This window comes from Pantoea sp. YU22 (assembly GCF_003970755.1).
Taxonomy (GTDB): domain Bacteria; phylum Pseudomonadota; class Gammaproteobacteria; order Enterobacterales; family Enterobacteriaceae; genus Pantoea; species Pantoea piersonii.
Genome location: NZ_RYDU01000008.1, coordinates 177,034 through 195,546 on the forward strand (window position 1 = coordinate 177,034; position 18,513 = coordinate 195,546).

General features: G+C 60.4%; 11 protein-coding genes. 6 read left to right on the plus strand and 5 right to left on the minus strand.

Annotation, left to right across the window (positions count from 1 at the left end):
* From asmA to udk, 3 genes are all read right to left on the minus strand, one after another.
* Positions 1-1,824, minus strand: a complete 1,824-nt coding sequence (asmA, locus tag EKL29_RS13615) for an outer membrane assembly protein AsmA (protein ID WP_126689965.1) — start codon at positions 1,822-1,824, stop codon at positions 1-3.
* A gap of 20 nt (positions 1,825-1,844) precedes the next feature.
* Positions 1,845-2,426 carry a dCTP deaminase gene (gene dcd, locus EKL29_RS13620; protein ID WP_033750209.1) on the minus strand — a complete coding sequence of 194 codons (582 nt, stop codon included), beginning with the start codon at positions 2,424-2,426 and terminating at the stop codon, positions 1,845-1,847.
* A gap of 83 nt (positions 2,427-2,509) precedes the next feature.
* Positions 2,510-3,151 carry a uridine kinase gene (gene udk / locus EKL29_RS13625; protein WP_120453278.1) on the minus strand — a complete coding sequence of 214 codons (642 nt, stop codon included), beginning with the start codon at positions 3,149-3,151 and terminating at the stop codon, positions 2,510-2,512.
* A gap of 296 nt (positions 3,152-3,447) precedes the next feature.
* On the opposite strand from udk, the gene EKL29_RS13630 reads away from it, so the two are divergent.
* The 3 genes from EKL29_RS13630 to yegD all read left to right on the plus strand — a co-directional run bounded on the left by EKL29_RS13630 (position 3,448) and on the right by yegD (position 8,210).
* Positions 3,448-4,062: a phosphatase PAP2 family protein gene (locus EKL29_RS13630; RefSeq protein WP_120453276.1), complete on the plus strand. Its 615-nt coding sequence runs from the start codon at positions 3,448-3,450 to the stop codon at positions 4,060-4,062.
* 167 nt (positions 4,063-4,229) lie between these two features.
* On the plus strand, positions 4,230-6,794 hold the full coding sequence (locus tag EKL29_RS13635) for a diguanylate cyclase (protein WP_126689966.1): 2,565 nt from the start codon (positions 4,230-4,232) through the stop codon (positions 6,792-6,794).
* A gap of 63 nt (positions 6,795-6,857) precedes the next feature.
* Positions 6,858-8,210 carry a molecular chaperone gene (gene yegD / locus EKL29_RS13640; protein WP_120453272.1) on the plus strand — a complete coding sequence of 451 codons (1,353 nt, stop codon included), beginning with the start codon at positions 6,858-6,860 and terminating at the stop codon, positions 8,208-8,210.
* 128 nt (positions 8,211-8,338) lie between these two features.
* Here yegD and EKL29_RS13645 read toward each other — a convergent pair whose 3' ends face one another.
* A complete protein-coding gene (locus EKL29_RS13645) occupies positions 8,339-9,679 on the minus strand; it encodes a carbohydrate porin (RefSeq protein ID WP_167456956.1) in 1,341 nt (446 codons plus the stop codon).
* A 212-nt stretch (positions 9,680-9,891) separates the two neighbouring features.
* A complete protein-coding gene (locus EKL29_RS13650) occupies positions 9,892-10,851 on the minus strand; it encodes an aldo/keto reductase (RefSeq protein WP_120453270.1) in 960 nt (319 codons plus the stop codon).
* A 238-nt stretch (positions 10,852-11,089) separates the two neighbouring features.
* Here EKL29_RS13650 and EKL29_RS13655 point away from each other — a divergent pair, with 238 nt between their 5' ends.
* The 3 genes from EKL29_RS13655 to mdtC are packed head-to-tail and all read left to right on the plus strand — an operon-like array spanning position 11,090 to position 18,506.
* Entirely contained in the window at positions 11,090-12,313 is a 1,224-nt protein-coding gene (locus tag EKL29_RS13655; RefSeq protein WP_120453268.1) for an MdtA/MuxA family multidrug efflux RND transporter periplasmic adaptor subunit, read from the plus strand.
* Positions 12,313-15,435, plus strand: a complete 3,123-nt coding sequence (locus EKL29_RS13660) for an MdtB/MuxB family multidrug efflux RND transporter permease subunit (protein ID WP_126689967.1) — start codon at positions 12,313-12,315, stop codon at positions 15,433-15,435. The genes EKL29_RS13655 and EKL29_RS13660 overlap by 1 nt, the downstream gene beginning before the upstream one ends.
* Positions 15,432-18,506: a multidrug efflux RND transporter permease subunit MdtC gene (mdtC, locus tag EKL29_RS13665; protein ID WP_126689968.1), complete on the plus strand. Its 3,075-nt coding sequence runs from the start codon at positions 15,432-15,434 to the stop codon at positions 18,504-18,506. The genes EKL29_RS13660 and mdtC overlap by 4 nt, the downstream gene beginning before the upstream one ends.
* Positions 18,507-18,513: the final 7 nt, after the last annotated feature.

Below are 18,513 nucleotides of genomic sequence, written 5' to 3' on the forward strand. Positions count from 1 at the left end.
TTAAGGACGCAGCAGCTTGCGCAGGCTCTCTTTGTCGCTGTTTTTCGGCTGGCGATCCAGCCACTCGTTCAGACGCGACTTCGCCTCGCTCTGTAGCTGCTGGCGCAACACTTCATCGACCGGCAGCGAATACTGAACGTTATTCCAGCTACCGTACATGCGCAGCGGAATCGCCTGCTGCGACAGCAGCGTAACCAGCCGGTCGTCGCCTTTCCAGCCGGTAAGCGTCAGGCCGAAAGTCACATCCAGCTGCTGTGTCGGTATATTCACCTCGCCACCGCCCTGTAGTTTCAGGCGATCGCCCTCCCCTTTCAGATCGGTAAAGCGCAGCTCGCCATTGTTCAGCGCCAGCGTGCCACCAAGCTGGCGGATGCCCTGTTCGCTGCTCTCGTCACTGCTGACCCGATCGCTGGCGCGCTCAACGGCGCGGCGCACCATCTGCTGCAGGTTGATCTGCGCCAGTCTGACGTCGCTGGCGTTCAGCTGCGCCTCGCCGCGCCAGTGGCGCTTAGCCGCCTCCAGCGTCAGGCCTTCGCCGCTCAGATCGCCGTTAAGCGAAACCGCGCCCTGCATCGTCTGCGGCATATCGAAAGCGGCGAGCAGCGGCTGAATAGCGACATGATTCAGCACCGGCTGCAGCGCGACGCGAGTTTCAGGCTGACGAATATCGACCGTGCCCGGCGCAGAGAAATCGCCGTCGCCCAGCTTGCCGTTTAGCACGCGCAGCGTTATCAGCCCCTGTTGACTGGTCACGTCAAGGGCAAAGTCGCGCAGCGACAGGCCGCGCCACACGGCACTGTCCGCTTTTAAATTCACCGCCAGATTCATGTCGTTAAGCGGCGAATCAACATTGTTTTGCACACGCGGCGTCGCAATGACCGGCGCGCGCGCCACCGTCGCGTGCTGCTCCCCGCTGTTGCGGATCTGCGGCGCGTTGGCCATCAGGTTGTCGAAGTTAAGCTGCGTTGCGTGCAGCTGAAGCGCCAGCTGCTGCGGCGGCGTCAGGGAACCGGTCGCCTCGCCCGTTAACGCGCTGTCATTGGCGCTGAGCTGCATCTGGCTTAAGGTGAACTGCTGCGTATCGGCACGCCAGCTACCCTGCGCGCTCAGCGTGCCCTTAATGCCCTGTGGCGGTATATTGGCGCCGCTTAACGCATAGGTAAGCTCGTCGATTTTACCGCTCAGGCGCTGCGGATATTGCGCGGCGTCGAGCTGGCCTTTCAGCGACAGCGTGGCGTTGCGCTGATTGCGCGTCAGGCTGGTGCTGAGCTCAATGTTCGCCAGATGGCGCTCGTCCTGATTCAGGTTGAGATTGAGGTTGCGGAAATTATATTCTTCGCCGCCCGGCTGGCGCCAGATCAGCAGACTGTTGGCAACGCGGAGCTGGCTGATGTCGAACGACCAGCCGCTGGCTGGCGCGGCGGCATCGCTGCGTCCGGGAGCGATCGGGGCGTTTTGCGGCTGCTGCGGCTCGCTCTCCGGCGTGGCGCGCACTACGGCGTTGCTCAGCATGACCTGGCTGACGCTAAGCTGGTGCGACAGCAGCGGCCAGAGGTTAACGTCGAGCCGCATATTTTCCGCCGTAACCAGCGGCTGCGAAGCGCCGGGCGCGGTCAGGCTCATGCGCCCGGCCAGAATGCTGAGCTTAGGCCAGACGTGCCAGCGCAAATCGTCGCTCACTTCCAGCCGATAACCACTGCGTTGCTCGACCTGCTTCACCATATAGGATCGAAAATCGTTTGGATTGACCAACAGCACCAGCGCGGTCATGCCTGCAACGATGACCACCAGTAAAATGGCCAGCGTGGTTATCACTCTCTTCATTACATCCCCATATTCGCGGTTTAATCTTTGTCGATACGACTGGCGACAGCACCCTGCTGTCCGCGATATTTAGCGTCTTCGCGACGGTTATAAGGACGCGCCGCCGGGCCGGAAAGCGGCTCAAAGCTCAGCGCGCCAATCAGCATGCCCGGGCGCAGCGCCAGCGGCAGCTTACCGGAATTATAAAACTCCAGTACGATGCGACCCTGCCAGCCCGGATCGATGCGGTGCGCGGTGACGTGCACCATCAGCCCCAGACGCGCCAGTGAAGAGCGTCCATCCAGCCAGCCCACCAGATCGTCCGGAATAGTGACCGATTCGAAGGTCACCGCCAGCGCCAGTTCACCAGGATGGAGGAAAAAGGCTTCGCCTTCCGGCAGCACAATTTCATCGCTCATGACGCGATCCAGCGCAGCGCTCACTTCATCTTTTGGACCGCTTAAATCAATAAACGCCGCCGTGTGGCCCCGGAAAGTCCGGAACTGGTTGCCCAGGCGGACATCGACGGTTGCGCCGTTAATGCGCTCTACCGGCGGACGCGGATCGATGGCTAAGCGGCCATCATCCAGCCAGGCTTCAATATCGCGGTCACATAATCTCATTAACCTGTCTCCATGATATAAGTGTAGCGAACTGCCTGAAACTCGCCTGCCAGGCGGTTCGCCGCGCGTCAGACCCGACGCGCCTATTCAAAAAACTGGTTTATTTTAGCCTTGAGGATATCAATGGCGATGCGGTTTTTCCCGCCGCGCGGCACGATAATGTCGGCGTACTGCTTTGAGGGTTCGATAAACTGCAGGAACATCGGACGCACGGTTTTCTGATACTGACTCATCACCGAATCCATAGAGCGGCCGCGTTCGTTAACGTCGCGCTTCATGCGGCGCATCAGGCAGATATCCAGCGGGGTATCAACGAAAATCGAGAAGTTCAGCTCCTGACGCAGGCGCGCGTCGGTTAAGAGCAGAATGCCTTCAAGGATAATTACTTTCTTCGGCTTCAGGTGGATACTGTCGCGCGTGCGGGTGTGCTCGACGTAGCTGTAAACCGGTAAATCGATATCCTGGCCCGCTTTCAGCGCCTGCAGATGCTGCAGCAGCAGGTCGTGATCCATTGCGCTGGGATGGTCGTAGTTGGTTTTTACCCTCTCTTCCATGGTGAGGTGGGTCTGGTCCTTATAATAGGCATCTTCGGGGATGACACCGATATGCTCGTCACCGACCTGATCACGGATTTCACGATAGAGCGTGCTGGCGATTAAACTTTTTCCGGATGCGGAGGCACCGGCAATGCCCACAATCACGCACTGATGAGACTTGTCAGTCATACTTTTTAACGACCTGATACTGGAGCCTGCGCTGTACGCGGATTAAGCGTTTTGACGCAGGACGGGATGGAGAGGGTTTAGTAGGCGCTAAGTATAGGGATTTCATTCTTTTGACGCCAGAGAAAAGCCGCTGTTGGGATTTCAGAATTTCCCCTTTTCAAACCGAAACCATAACCCGATAAACTAACAGGCAGTTCTGTTTTTATTTATGCGGCTGGCGCATCAGGCAGCGGAAGCGCGTTCCCGCCCGCTAATGGCGCGGGAAAATTCATGCCAGCCCACACTAAAGGAAGATTATGCACTGGAGAACACTGACCTATTTTGGCGACAGCATGCTGTTGATCCCGACTGCGGTGATCATCGCGCTGATCCTGCCGTGGAAGAGCGATAATCGCCGCACGGTCTGGTACTGGCTGCTCGCCTTTGGCCTTGCCGGTCTGCTGGTAAGCCTGTCGAAGATTCTCTTTCTCGGTTTCGGCATCGGCAGCGCCCGCTTTAATTTTACCGGCTTTAGCGGCCACAGCGCGATGTCGGCGACGCTCTGGCCGGTTATGTTGTGGCTGGTTTCCGGCCGCTGGCCGACCCTGCTGCGTCTGCTCGCCATCGGCGTCGGCTACCTTATACCGCTTATGGTGGGCTTCTCGCGCCTGGTGATGCATGCGCACTCCGCCAGTGAAGTGGCGACCGGGCTGCTGCTGGGCTTTACCCTCAGTTCCGCCTTTCTGCTCAGCCAGCGCCGCACCGCGCTGAAGGGCTTTAGCTGGCCGCAGGTCGGCGCGGCCTTTTTAGTGCCGTTGCTGTTGATGGGCCATGGCCGCGTTGCCACCACGCAGCAGTTTCTTGAACGTTTCTCTGCGGATCTGGCCGGACTGGAAAAGCCTTTTACCCGCGCCGATCTGTTCCGCCAGTAACCTTTTCGCCGCTTTTTTTTGCGGCGACAGAGCCAGTCAATTCGTTGAATATCGCAGAAATTTGATTTAACAAACCCACAGCGACGGTGATGTGCTAGCATGCGCGGAAGAGTATGACTGGCGCATTTTTCGTCATTTTGACGCCGTGCGCGTTGCCGGGTTAGTAAATGAGTGTTGAACTGTTGTCCTCGCTGGACAAACCGCAAAACCGCCTGCTGAGCGCCCTGATTCTGGCCGTGCTCGCTTTTGTGCTGACGCTTTTTTGTCTGGAGCTGATCGTGTTCAGCGGGCGCATTTCGCCACTCTGGTTCGCGACCGCGCTGATGACTATCGTGGCATTTCGCGCGCCTTCCCGCCATGCGCCGTTGCTGCTGCTGGGCTGCGTGGCGGGCACCGGCCTGGCGAATGCGCTGATAATCGGACCTGAACTGGCGAATCTGAAATTCACGCTGCTGAATGTGCTGCAGGCGATCCTCGGCGGCGTTTTACTGCGCGGGCTGCTCAGTCGTCAGGCGCCGCTTAACTCCCTGCTCGACTGGCTGCGTTTTGTCCTGTCGGTAGGCGTTCTCACTCCTCTTCTGGGCGGGCTGCTGGCGCTGTGGATGCTGAACATCCACGGCAGCGGCACGTTGCCCTTTCTCTTAACCTGGGTGATTTCTGAAGTCATCGGCATGCTGGCGCTGGGTCCGGTGCTGTTACTGATGCCCTGGCCGCTCAGGATCGGCTCAATTAGCGTGCGACGCCTGGCAGAGTTCCTTTTTAACCTGCTGCTGACCGCTGGCGCGAGCTGGCTGGCGCTGCGCTTTATGCCCTGGCCATTCACCTTTATCGTGGTGATTTTGTTCTGGTGCGCCGTACGCCTGCCGAAGCGGGAGGCGTTTCTGCTGTTTCTGCTTAACGCCTGTACTATTTCGCTGGTTCTGGCGCTCGGCCTGGTAAGCATTGAAACGCCCGGCAATGCGCCCGGTCAGATAGCTAACTGGCTCCCCTTTCTACTGGTGCTGATGCCGAGCCATGTGATGTCGCTGGTCATGGATGCCTTTCAGCGCGAGAAGCACCATATCAGCGAAAGCGAAACCCGGTTTCGCCACGCGATGGAGTATTCCGCTATCGGCATGGCGCTGGTATCGCCGCAAGGGGTCTGGCTACAGGTCAATAATTCCCTGTGCCAGACGCTGGGCTTTCCCGCCGCCGAGCTGAAAAAGCGCACCTTCCAGCAGATCTCTCATCCCGACGATCTGGAGAACGATCTGCAACATGCGGACAGGCTGCTACGCGGCGATATTGACGCTTATACCATCGAAAAACGCTACTTCCGCAAAAGCGGCGAAATTGTCTGGGCGCGCCTGACGGTATCGCTGGTGCGTGACGCCGCGCGTAAACCGCTCTACTTTATTTCCCAGATTATCGATATCTCAGAGCTGAAGCAGAGCGAGCAGGTCAATCGTCATCTGATGGAGCGCATTACGCTGGCGAACGAAGCGGGCGAAATCGGCGTCTATGAGTGGAACCTTGTGCGCAATGAGATGATGTGGGATCGCCATATGTACGCGCTGTTCGGCCTGCCCGCGCACCAGCAGCCCAGCCGCGAGCTGTGGCGCAGCCAGGTGCATCCGGCAGATCGCGAGCGGCTCGATCTGGCGCTGATGACGTCAAAGGAAAGCGCCGACGTTTTCGATATTGAGTACCGCATTCAGCGCGCCGACGGCGTACACACACTGCGCACGCAGGCGCGCCGCTTCTTCAGTCAGGACGGACGCCTTGAACGTATGCTGGGCATCTGTCAGGACGTGACCCACCTGCGTAATCTTACCGACGCGCTGTTTCAGGAAAAAGAGCGGATGGCGATCACGCTGGACTCCATCGGCGAAGCGGTCATCAGCACCGACAGCGAAATGCGCGTGACCTTTATGAACCCGGTTGCGGAAAAGATGAGCGGCTGGCGTCAGGAAGAGGCGGCGGGAAAACCCTTGAGCGAACTGCTGCATATCACCCAGGGACGTCACGGCCCGCCGGTTGAGAACCTGCTGCTCCGCCGCCTGCCAACGGAAAAAACGACGCCCGAGCTGGATGACGAGCTGGTGCTGCACGCCGCTGACGGCGGTGTCGTAGAGATTCACTACAGCATAACGCCGCTGCGCACCCTGGAAGGCGAGGAGATCGGCGCGGTAATGGTCATTCAGGACGTCAGCGAATCGCGCAAAATGATGAAGCATCTCAGCTATAGCGCGCTGCATGATACCCTGACCGGCCTGCCGAACCGCGCCAGCTTCGAACGTCAGCTTCAGCGCCTGCTGAACGACGCCGTTGAGCATCAGCATCAGCATGTGCTGGCTTTTATCGATCTTGATAAATTTAAAGCGGTCAACGACAGCGCCGGGCACGCGGCAGGCGATGCGCTGCTGCGCGAACTTTCTGGGCTGATGCAGCGGCACCTGCGCGGCACCGATTTTCTGGCGCGCCTCGGCGGCGACGAGTTCGCCCTGCTGTTGCCGGAGTGCCCGATAGCGCAGGGGTGCGAGGTGGTGCAGCGCATCGTCTCGGCAGTCAATGGCTACACCTTTAACTGGCAGAACGACATTTTTCAGGTCGGCGCCAGCGCCGGTCTGACGCAGTTCTCCGCCACCAACGGCGTCGGCGCAGAGGTATTGTCGCAGGCGGATATCGCCTGTTATAACGCCAAAAAAGCGGGACGCGGGCGGCTGACGATCTATGCACCAGAAGCGCACTGAGCCGCTTGCCAGCCCCGCTCAGCTGCGCTAAAGTCGCCCCCTTTTTTCCGGGAGGGGCATCAGATGTTCATTGGTTTCGATTATGGTACGGCGAACTGTTCCATTGCGGTGTGCGAAAACGGCATGCCGCGCCTGCTGGCGCTGGAGAAGGGCCAGCGCCTGCTGCCGTCGATGATTGCCGCACCCACGCGCGAAGCGGTGAGCGAATGGCTCTACCGCCACCATCAGGTCGCGACGCCGGATGCGGAAACCACCGCGCTGCTGCAGCGCGCGCTGCGCTATAACCGCGAAGAGGACATCGAAGTATCGGCCGGCAGCGTGCAGTTCGGACTGAACGCGCTGCAGCACTATATGGTCGACCCGGAAGAGACCTGGTTCGTTAAATCCCCAAAATCCTTTCTCGGCGCCAGCGGGCTGAAACCGCAGCAGATCGCGCTGTTTGAAGATCTGGTCTGCGCCATGATGCGCCATATCCGCGAGCAGGGCGAAGCGCAGCTTGACGGCACTATCGACCAGGCGGTCATCGGCCGTCCCATCAACTTTCAGGGACTGGGCGGCGACGAAGCCAACGCACAGGCGCAGGGCATTCTGCTGCGCGCCGCGAAGCGCGCCGGTTTCCGCGACGTGGAGTTTCAGTTTGAGCCGGTCGCGGCAGGGCTCGATTTCGAAGCGACGCTGGATAAAGAGACGCGCGTGCTGGTGGTGGATATCGGCGGCGGCACCACCGACTGCTCGATGCTGCTGATGGGGCCGGAGTGGCGCAAGCTGTCGGACCGTCGTCAAAGCCTGCTCGGCCACAGCGGCTGCCGCGTCGGCGGCAACGATCTCGACATTATGCTGGCGTTTAAAACCCTGATGCCGCTGCTCGGGCTGGGCGGCAAGACGCAAAAAGGCACTGCCCTGCCCGCCCTGCCGTGGTGGAACGCGGTGGCGATTAACGACGTGCCAGCGCAAAGCGAATTCTATTCCGCCGCCTGCGGCAAACTGCTGCGCGATCTGGTGCGCGACGCGGAACAGGGCGAGCCAGTGGCGCATCTGCTGAAGGTGTGGCAGCAGAAGCTCGGCTATCGTCTGGTGCGCGCCGCGGAGGAGAGCAAAATCGCCCTTTCCGATCGCGCCTCCTTCGACGCCAGCCTCGACTTTATCGCCCCGCAGCTGCACGCCGTCATCAGCGACGGAATGTTGCAGGAGGCGATCAACCAGCCGCTGGAGCGGATTCTGGAGCAGGTGCATCTGGCGCTCGCCAGCTGCGACGCAAAACCAGAGGTAATTTATCTGACGGGCGGCAGCGCGCGTTCGCCGGTGCTGCGCGCCGCGCTGCAGCAGGCGCTGCCGGATACGCCCGTCGCCAGCGGCGATGATTTCGGTTCGGTAACGGCCGGTCTGGCGCGCTGGGCAGAGGTAATGTTTCGTTAATGTGCCAGCCTGGATGGGGGTTACAGAGAGCGGAGTCGTTCAGGAAGCGGAAGACGCAGTTCGAAGAGCAAAACAGCCCGCGACAGGGACAAAATTAAGCGGCCCATCGCGGGCCGCTTGTAGTTTTATCAGAAGTTGATATTGGCGCTGATGCCGCCAACAAAAGCATCTTTCACTTCGCTCACCGCACCCGGCGCAACGATATATTGCAGGTTCGGCCGCACCTGCAGCCATTTCGCCAGCTTCACGTTGTAGTAAAGCTCGTAGTTATATTCCGAACCATCCTGAATCGGCAGATAGGTCGGGCTGTTGAAGTCCGTCTCGCCGTTGGCGGCGTTCTGCTGACGCTGCGCACGCGTGTAATCACTGTTGACGTGAATACGACCCGCGGCAATGCCGATCTCATCTTCCGGACGCGCGTCAAACGGACCTGCCCAGGTAAAGGCGATCGACTGATAGTTATCGGTCTTCGAGGTTTTGTGATCGTTCATTACTGCCTGAACGGTCACGCCGATACCGCGGCTAACGTCGCCGCCCTGCGCGGTCAGCTGCTGTTGTAACAGCACATAGCCGCCATAGGCGTGATCTTTATCCTGATAGCCGCCGTCGCGCCAGCTGCCGTAAACGTCGCCGTTAACCGACGAGTAGTAGTAGCCGATGCGGTAGTTACCCGGCAGCTTGTCCGGACCCAGCGTCGGTTTCCAGCCCAGTTCCACCGGCACCATATTGCCTTCGGAGTTGCTGGTATCCAGACGGAAACCGTCGCCGCGATCGTAGTTGGCGCTGTTCTGGTTATAGAAACCGACCTGGAAGAAGACTTCCGGCGTGATGTTAACTTTTACGCGGCCGCCCCACTGCGATACCGGCCAGTTAAACCAGCGGTCGCCGCGCCAGTTGCCCGCCTGCCCGCTGCCGAACGCCAGGTTCTGGAACTTGCTGTCAAAGTTATCGAAATCTTCACCGACGGTGACGCGACCCGCTTTCAGGTTCACCACGTTGTCAAACAGTCCTTTGCTCAGCCAGAACTGTGTCAGACGCCAGGTTTGTCCGCGTCCATACACTTCCTGCACTGAAGAGAGCATGCCGGTGCGGCGATCGGCCACCTGATCGGAAATATTTTGGCCGTCGCGGTTGGTGATGGTCATCTGGAACTGTGCATCCTGCCAGTCGAGCAGCTTCTGCAGATCGAAATTGGCGCCGAACGCCCACTGATCGCTGTAGCGCATTGACGTGTTGGTATCGGCGCCGCCGCCGAGGTTCGATGCGCTTTCCATGGTGTAATTAACGTCAAATTTAATACCGTCGTTTTCCAGCTGCGTTCGCGTGCCGCCCCAGTCGCCGAACATGTAAGGCGAGTCGTAGCTGAACGCGTCTGCGGCCACAGCAGATGCGCTAAGCATGGCGAACATCAGGGAGCCGGCCGCAACACGGCGCAGCGGGAAATGTTGCACTGCTTTTTTTCTGTTCATAATCGTTCTTCTTATCTGAATGAAGGTTATTTCCACGCAGAGGATAGTGCTGCGAAAAGTTCAACTTTTGTAAAAAAGTGCGCACGAATAAGCAAAGAGACAGTTTCTTCAAACAAATGTGAAGGGGATCGCTGAACGGAAACGCGGTTAAGACGAACGCATTATATGGCACGCAAATTAAAGACGAGGCGTAAACGCCCCGTCTAACGCGATTAGCTGCTGGCCTGCGCCAGTTTTTCGATCTCTTCCGGCGTTAGACGCAGCTGCGTCGCGCCGATCAGATCGTCCAGCTGCGCCAGCGAGGTGGCGCTGACGATCGGTGCGGTAATACTCGGTCGCGCAATCTGCCACGCCAGCGCTACCTGGGTCGGCGTCACGTTATGCGCCTGGCTGATCTCATCAAGGGAGGCAAGGATCTTCAGACCGCGCGGGTTGAGATACTTCTCCACCACGCCCTGGCCGCGCGCGCTTTTGCTCGCGTCCGCGGCGCTGCGGTATTTGCCGCTCAGAAAGCCGCTTGCCAGCGAATAATAGTTAATCACGCCGAGACCGTGCTGCGTCGCCACCGCCTCCAGCGCCGACTCATAGCCTTCGCGATCGTAGAGATTATATTCAGGCTGCAGGGTCGCGTAGTGGGCGAGGCCCTGCTCTTCACTGATCTTCAGCGCCTCCTGCAGACGCGGCGCGCTGTAGTTAGAGGCGCCGATGGCGCGTACTTTGCCCTCTTTGATCAGCGAATCGAACGCGGCCAGGGTTTCCGCCAGCGGCGTATCTTCATCGTCGCGATGCGCCTGATAGAGATCAATATAGTCGGTTTGCAGACGGCGCAGCGAATCTTCCACCGCCTGACGGATATACTGCGGTTTCAGGCCAGTTTTCTCCGGCGACAGCTCCATGCCTACCTTGGTCGCCAGCACGATGCGGTCGCGTTTGCCGCTCTTTTTCAGCCAGTTGCCGATAATGGTCTCTGACTCGCCGCCTTTATTGCCCGGCGCCCAGCGCGAATAGACGTCGGCGGTATCAATAAACCACAGCCCTTTTTCCACCAGCGCATCCAGCAACGAAAACGACTGCTCCTGATCCAGGGTCCAGCCGAAAACGTTGCCGCCGAACGTCAGCAGCGGCACCTGAATGCCCGTATCGCCGAGCTGACGGGTTTCAACCTGACTCATCCTTTTCTCCTTTTGCAATAAATGACCTGTCCAAAAGCATAGCAAAAGCCAAAACATCCCTTTATACGTAATTCCTCCATAAGTTTGTTCCAGGAGGGATACTCAGGCCGTACTGACAGATATCCTTAATTCCTTCAACTTCTGCCCGCTTTGCGGGTCTACACTCTGCTATTTGCAGGCTGCCGCGTTTCAGCCTGCGTTTTGGGGATTTCGCTACTGCTGGAGAGCAAACGATAAGATGAACCGACCTTCCTTGTTGAAAAAGAGCCTGCTGGTGCTGGCGGTCATTGCTGCCGCCGCAGGCGGATACTACTGGTGGCATCATCCGGCGCAGCCCGACGCCGATCCTCAGGCCGCCGCCCGACCGCACCGCGGCAAAGGGGGTGCAGGGAGCGCGCCAGCGCCGGTTCAGGCTGCCACCGCCGTTAGCCAGAGCGTGCCGCACTTTCTCAGCGGGCTCGGCACCGTGACCGCCGCCAGCACCGTTACGGTACGCAGCCGCGTCGACGGCGAGCTGATGGCGATTCACTTTCAGGAAGGAGAGCAGGTCAAAGCGGGTCAACTGCTGGCGGAGATCGATCCGCGACCTTATCAGGTCGCCTTAACTCAGGCGCAGGGCCAGCTGGCGAAAGACCAGGCGACGCTGGCCAACGCTCGCCGCGATCTCGCGCGCTTTGAGAAGCTGGCGAAAACCTCGCTGGTGTCGCAGCAGGAACTGGATACCCAGCGTTCACTGGTGAGCGAAACCCTGGGTACTATCAAGGCGGACGAAGGCAGCGTCGCCAGCGCGCAGCTTAATCTTACCTACAGCCGCATTACCTCACCGATTGCGGGCCGCGTCGGCCTGAAACAGGTCGATGCAGGCAACTACATCACCAGCGGCGACACTAACGGGCTGGTGGTCATCACCCAGACCCATCCCATCGACCTTTTATTTAGCCTCCCGGAAAATGACCTGTCCGACATTATGCAGGCGCAAAAAAGCGGCCAGCCGCTGGTGGTCGAAGCCTGGGACCGCAGCAACCAGACGCTGCTGACGCAGGGCACGCTGCTCAGCATCGACAACCAGATTGACGCCACAACCGGCACCATCAAGATGAAGGCGCGCTTTGACAATCAGGACGACAAGCTCTTTCCTAACCAGTTCGTTAACGCGCGGCTGAAGGTCAATACCCTGCAGGATGCGATTGTGATCCCTACCGCCGCGCTGCAGATGGGCAATGAGGGCCACTTTGTCTGGGTGGTCAACAGCGACAACAAGGTGAGCAAGAAAAGCGTCACTGCCGGACTGCAGGACAGCCGCCAGGTGGTGATCACCGCCGGGCTCAGCGCGGGCGAACGCGTGGTCACCGACGGTCTGGATCGCCTGACGGAAGGGGCGCAGGTTGAAGTGGTTGCGCCGCAAAGCACCGCGCTGAAAAGCAGTCGCGCGGCGCAACCGGCGAAAGGAGCGCGCGAGTAATGCAGGTTATGCCTCCTGACGCCAACGGCGGGCCGTCGCGTCAGTTTATTTTACGTCCGGTCGCCACCACGCTGCTGATGATCGCGATTCTGCTGGCGGGCATCCTCGGCTACCGTTTTCTGCCGGTTTCGGCGCTGCCGGAAGTGGACTACCCCACCATACAGGTAGTGACGCTCTACCCCGGCGCCAGCCCGGATGTCACGACCTCCTCCATAACCGCGCCGCTCGAACGCCAGTTCGGCCAGATGTCGGGACTGAAACAGATGGCGTCGCAAAGCTCCGGCGGCGCATCGGTTATCACCCTGCAGTTCCAGCTCACGCTGCCGCTCGACGTCGCCGAGCAGGAAGTGCAGGCTGCCATCAACTCCGCCACCAGCCTGCTGCCCAATGACCTGCCCAATCCGCCGGTCTACAGCAAGGTCAACCCCGCCGACCCACCGATCATGACGCTGGCGGTCACCACCAGCAGCATGCCGCTGACTCAGGTGCAGGATATGGTGGAGACGCGCGTCGCGCAGAAGATCTCTCAGGTCTCCGGCGTTGGTCTGGTGACGCTCTCCGGCGGTCAGCGCCCGGCGGTTCGCGTGCAGATGAACGCCCAGGCGCTGGCGTCGCTGGGCCTCACCAGCGAACAGGTACGTACCGCCATCAGCAGCGCCAACGTCAACTCGGCGAAAGGCAGCCTCGACGGCCCGGAACGCGCCATTACTCTTTCCGCCAATGATCAGATGAAGTCGGCGGAGGATTATCGCCAGCTGATTATCAGCTATAAAAATGGCGCGCCGGTGCGGCTGGGTGATGTCGCGACGATCGAACAGGGGGCGGAGAACCGCTGGCTCGGTGCCTGGGCGAACCGCGAGGCCGCCATTGTGCTTAACGTACAGCGGCAGCCGGGCGCCAATATTATCGCCACCGCCGATAATATCCGCGCGCTGCTGCCATCGCTCACCGCTACGCTGCCGAAGTCGGTGAAGGTGCAGTTGCTGAGCGACCGCACGACCAATATCCGCGCCTCGGTCACCGATACCCAGCACGAGCTGATGCTGGCGATTGGCCTGGTGGTGATGATTATTTATCTGTTTCTGCGCAACGTGCCTGCGACCCTTATCCCCGCGGTCGCCGTGCCGCTATCGCTGGTCGGCACCTTCGCCGCGATGTACTTCCTTGGCTTCTCCATCAATAACCTGACGCTGATGGCGCTGACTATCGCCACCGGCTTCGTGGTGGACGACGCTATCGTGGTGATTGAGAACATTACGCGCTACCTGGAGAAAGGCGAAACGCCTCTTGTTGCCGCGCTCAAGGGCGCAGGCGAAATCGGCTTTACCATTATCTCCCTCACCTTTTCGCTTATCGCGGTATTGATCCCGCTGCTGTTTATGGGCGATGTGATTGGCCGTCTGTTCCGCGAGTTCGCCGTCACGCTGGCGGTGGCGATCCTTATCTCCGCCGTGGTCTCTCTGACGCTGACGCCGATGATGTGCGCGCGTATGCTGAGCGCCGAATCGTTGCGCAAGCAGAACCGCTTTTCGCGCGCCAGCGAAGCCTTTTTCGAACGGGTGATCGCTGGCTATGGCCGCTGGCTGCGCAAGGTGCTGGCGCACCCCTGGCTGACGCTGTCGGTCGCGCTCGGCACGCTGCTGCTTACCGTACTGCTGTGGATCCTTATTCCGAAAGGCTTTTTCCCGCAGCAGGATAATTCGATTATTCAGGGCACGCTGCAGGCGCCACAGAGCGCCTCTTACGCCAGCATGGCGGAGCGCACGCGCGACGTCGCCTCGCTGGTTATGAAAGATCCGGCGGTGCAGAGCATGACCTCTTTCGTCGGCGTGGACGGCACCAATGCGGCGCTTAACAGCGCGCGCCTGCAGATTAACCTGAAGCCGCTAAGCGAACGCGATGACCGCATCCCACAGGTGCAGCATCGGCTGCAGCAGCAGGTAAGCCACCTGCCCGGCGTAACGCTGTGGCTGCAGCCGGTGCAGGATCTCACGATTGAAACCCAGTCGAGCCGCACGCCCTATCAGTTTACGCTCCAGTCCGGCTCGCTGGCGTCGCTCAGTAGCTGGGTGCCGAAGCTGCTGGACGCGCTGCGTCAGTCCCCTGAACTGCGCGATATCAGCAGCGACTGGCAGGATCAGGGGCTGGAGGCGTACGTTAACGTCGATCGCGACAGCGCCAGCCGCCTCGGCATCAGCATGGCCGATATTGATAACGCGCTCTATAACGCCTTCGGCCAGCGCCTGATTTCGACCATTTATACTCAGGCGAACCAGTACCGCGTGGTGCTGGAACAGGATAACCGCGCCACGCCGGGCCTGGCGGGTCTGGAAGGCATCCGCCTGGCCAGTGCCGACGGCGGCAGCGTGCCGCTCAGCGCCATTGCGAAGATTGAGCAGCGCCACAGCGCGCTCAGCGTCAACCATCTCGACCAGTTCCCGTCGGCGACCTTCTCCTTTAACGTCGCCGATGGCTACTCGCTGGGCGACGCGGTGAAAGCGGTCAGCGCGGCGGAAGAGCGCCTCGGCATGCCTGCGGAGCTGATGACTCAGTTCCAGGGCAGCACGCTGGCGTTCGAGGCGGCGCTGACCAGCACTGTCTGGCTGATCGTTGCGGCCATCGTCGCGATGTATATCGTGCTCGGCGTGCTCTATGAGAGCTTTATCCACCCCATCACCATTTTGTCGACGCTGCCCACCGCTGGCGTTGGCGCGCTGCTGGCGCTGATGCTGAGCGGCGGCGAGCTGGATATCATCGCCATTATCGGCATTATTTTGCTGATCGGCATCGTGAAGAAGAATGCCATCATGATGATCGACTTCGCGCTGGCCGCCGAGCGCGAACAGGGCATGGCACCCTTTGACGCTATCTATCAGGCGTGCCTGCTGCGTTTTCGTCCGATTCTGATGACCACGCTGGCGGCGCTGCTGGGCGCCCTGCCGCTGATGCTCAGCACCGGCGTCGGCGCGGAGCTGCGCCATCCGCTCGGCATCGCGATGGTGGGCGGGTTGATCCTGAGCCAGGTGCTGACGCTGTTTACCACGCCGGTGATCTATCTGCTGTTTGATCGACTGGGTCAGGCCGCGCGCCGCCGCTTTAGCGGCCGGGAGGCGGAGCAGTGAGGCTCTTTGCGCTCTTTATTCATCGCCCGGTCGCCACCACGCTGCTGACTATCGCCATTGCGCTGGCGGGTGCGCTCGGTTTTCGGCTGCTGCCGGTGGCGCCGCTGCCGCAGGTCGATTTTCCGGTGATTGTCATCTCCGCCTCGCTGCCGGGCGCGTCGCCGGAAATTATGGCTTCGTCAGTGGCGACGCCGCTGGAGCGCTCGCTGGGACGCATCGCCGGCGTCAGCGAAATGACCTCCACCAGCTCGCTCGGCAGCACGCGCATTATTCTGGTATTCGACTTTGACCGCGATATCAACGGGGCGGCGCGCGACGTGCAGGCGGCCATCAACGCGGCGCAAAGCCTGCTGCCGACCGGGATGCCGAGCCGCCCGACCTACCGCAAGGTTAACCCGTCGGACGCGCCGATTATGATCCTGACGCTGACGTCGGATATCTATAATCCCGGCCAGCTTTACGACTATGCCTCCACCCAGTTGGCGCAGAAACTGTCGCAAATTGAAGGGGTCGGCGACGTGACGGTCGGCGGCAGCTCGCTGCCTGCGGTGCGCGTTGCGCTGAATCCGCAGGCGCTGTTTAACCAGGGCGTTTCGCTGGACGCGGTGCGTGAGGCGATCGCCAACGCCAACCAGCGTCGTCCGCAGGGCGCGCTGGAGGATCGCCAGCAGCGCTGGCAGCTGCGCACCAATGACGAACTGAAAACCGCCAGCGACTATGCGCCGCTGGTGGTGCACTACAGCAACGGCGCGGCGGTTAAGCTCGCCGACGTCGCCAGCGTGCGGGACTCAGTGCAGGACGTGCGCAACGCAGGGATGGCGGACGGCAAGCCCGCCGTGCTGCTACTGGTGCGTAAAACGCCAGAGGCGAACGTGATCGATACCGTCGACCGCATTCGCGCCGAGCTGCCGACACTACACGAAACCATTCCCGCCGCCATTGATCTGCAGATCGCACAGGACCGCTCGCCCACCATCCGCGCCTCGCTGCATGAGGTCGAGCAGTCCCTGACCATCGCCGTGGTGCTGGTCATTATGGTGGTATTCGTTTTTCTGCGATCCGGGCGCGCTACGCTCATCCCCGCCGCCGCCGTGCCGGTATCGCTGATCGGCACCTTTGCCGCGATGTACCTCTGCGGCTTTAGCCTGAATAACCTGTCGCTGATGGCGCTGACCATCGCTACCGGTTTCGTGGTGGATGACGCCATTGTGGTGCTGGAGAATATCGCGCGCCACGTCGAGGCGGGCATGAAGCCTTTGCAGGCGGCACTGACCGGCGTGCGTGAGGTAGGCTTTACCGTGCTGTCGATGAGCCTGTCGCTGATCGCCGTCTTTTTGCCGCTGCTGATGATCGGCGGGCTGATAGGCCGCTTTTTCTCGGAGTTCGCCATTACGCTGTCGGTCGCGATCGCCATCTCTATGGTGGTCTCGCTTACCCTGACGCCGATGATGTGCGCTTACCTGTTGAAACCGCACAGGGCGCGCAGCCAGCCGCGTCGGCGCGGCGCGGGCCGCATGCTGCTGGCGATCCAGCAGGGTTACGGCCGCTCGCTGGGCTGGGTGCTGAACCATGCGCGCTGGGTGCTGCTGCTGCTTTTCGGCACGATCGCCCTCACCGTCTGGCTGTTTATTCAGGTGCCGAAAACCTTTATGCCGGAGCAGGATACCGGCCGGCTCTCCGGCTCTATTTCCGCCGATCAGAGCATCTCCTTTCAGGCGATGCGCCAGAAGCTACAGGATTTTATGGTGATCGTGAAAGCTGACCCGGCAGTGGAGAGCGTGGTGGGCTTTACCGGCGGGATGCGCACCAACAGCGGTTCGATGTTTATTTCGCTGAAGCCGCTTTCGGAGCGCAGCGAAAACGCCCAGGCGGTTATTGCCCGACTGCGCGCGAAGCTGGCGAAAGAGCCTGGCGCGAATCTCTATCTCAATGCGGTGCAGGATCTGCGCGCCGGCGGCCGCGAATCGAATGCCAGCTATCAGTATTCGCTGCTCTCCGACGATCTCGCCGCGCTGCGCGAATGGGAGCCGAAAATCCGCCAGGCCTTCTCCGCGCTGCCGCAGCTGGCGGACGTAAACTCGGATCAGCAGGATAAAGGCAGCGAAATGGCGTTGCTCTACGATCGTGAAAGCATGTCGCGTCTCGGCATAGACGTCTCCCAGGCGAACGCGCTGCTAAACAACGCCTTCGGCCAGCGGCAGATCTCCACCATCTATCAGCCGCTGAATCAGTACAAAGTGGTGATGGAGGTCGATCCGCGCTACACCCAGGATATCAGCGCGCTGAATCAGATGTTTGTGATTAATGGTGACGGCAAGGCGGTTCCGCTGTCGTGGTTCGCCCGATGGCAGCCCGCCAACGCGCCGCTGTCGGTAAACCATGAAGGGCTCTCCGCCGCCTCGACCATCTCCTTCAACCTGCCAGAGGGCGTTTCGCTGTCAGAAGCCTCTGCGGCGATCGACCGCACGATGATTGCGCTCGGCGTGCCCTCCAGCGTACGCGGCAGCTTTGCCGGTACTGCGCAGGTGTTTGAGCAGTCGCAGAGCAGCCAGCTCTGGCTGATGCTCGCCGCTATCGCCGCCGTCTATATCGTGCTGGGGATCCTGTATGAGAGCTACGTTCATCCGCTGACGATCCTTTCGACGCTGCCCTCGGCGGGCGTCGGCGCGCTGCTGGCGCTGACGCTGTTCAATACGCCTTTCAGCCTCATCGCCCTTATCGGTATTTTGCTGCTGATCGGCATCGTCAAGAAGAACGCCATTATGATGGTGGATTTTGCACTGGATGCGCAGCGCAGCGGCAATCTGAGCGCGCGCGACGCTATTTTTCAGGCGTGCATGCTGCGTTTCCGCCCTATTCTGATGACCACGCTTGCCGCGTTGTTCGGCGCGCTGCCGCTGGTGCTCACCAGCGGCGACGGCGCAGAGCTGCGTCAGCCGCTCGGCATCACCATCGCTGGCGGGCTGATTATGAGCCAGTTGCTGACGCTCTACACCACGCCGGTGGTCTATCTCTATATGGATAAGCTGCGGCGCAGGCGCGGCAAAGTAGCCTGCCCGGTGGAGAGTTAAGGAGAGG

Bases quoted from the DNA above. Each gene is read 5' to 3' on its own strand.
- EKL29_RS13650 (WP_120453270.1), bottom strand. From the start codon at position 10,851: ATGAGTCAGGTTGAAACCCGTCAGCTCGGCGATACGGGCATTCAGGTG.
- udk (WP_120453278.1), bottom strand. From the start codon at position 3,151: ATGACTGACAAGTCTCATCAGTGCGTGATTGTGGGCATTGCCGGTGCC.
- EKL29_RS13655 (WP_120453268.1), top strand. From the start codon at position 11,090: ATGAACCGACCTTCCTTGTTGAAAAAGAGCCTGCTGGTGCTGGCGGTC.
- EKL29_RS13630 (WP_120453276.1), top strand. From the start codon at position 3,448: ATGCACTGGAGAACACTGACCTATTTTGGCGACAGCATGCTGTTGATC.
- EKL29_RS13635 (WP_126689966.1), top strand. From the start codon at position 4,230: ATGAGTGTTGAACTGTTGTCCTCGCTGGACAAACCGCAAAACCGCCTG.
- yegD (WP_120453272.1), top strand. From the start codon at position 6,858: ATGTTCATTGGTTTCGATTATGGTACGGCGAACTGTTCCATTGCGGTG.
- dcd (WP_033750209.1), bottom strand. From the start codon at position 2,426: ATGAGATTATGTGACCGCGATATTGAAGCCTGGCTGGATGATGGCCGC.
- EKL29_RS13660 (WP_126689967.1), top strand. From the start codon at position 12,313: ATGCAGGTTATGCCTCCTGACGCCAACGGCGGGCCGTCGCGTCAGTTT.
- EKL29_RS13645 (WP_167456956.1), bottom strand. From the start codon at position 9,679: ATGAACAGAAAAAAAGCAGTGCAACATTTCCCGCTGCGCCGTGTTGCG.
- asmA (WP_126689965.1), bottom strand. From the start codon at position 1,824: ATGAAGAGAGTGATAACCACGCTGGCCATTTTACTGGTGGTCATCGTT.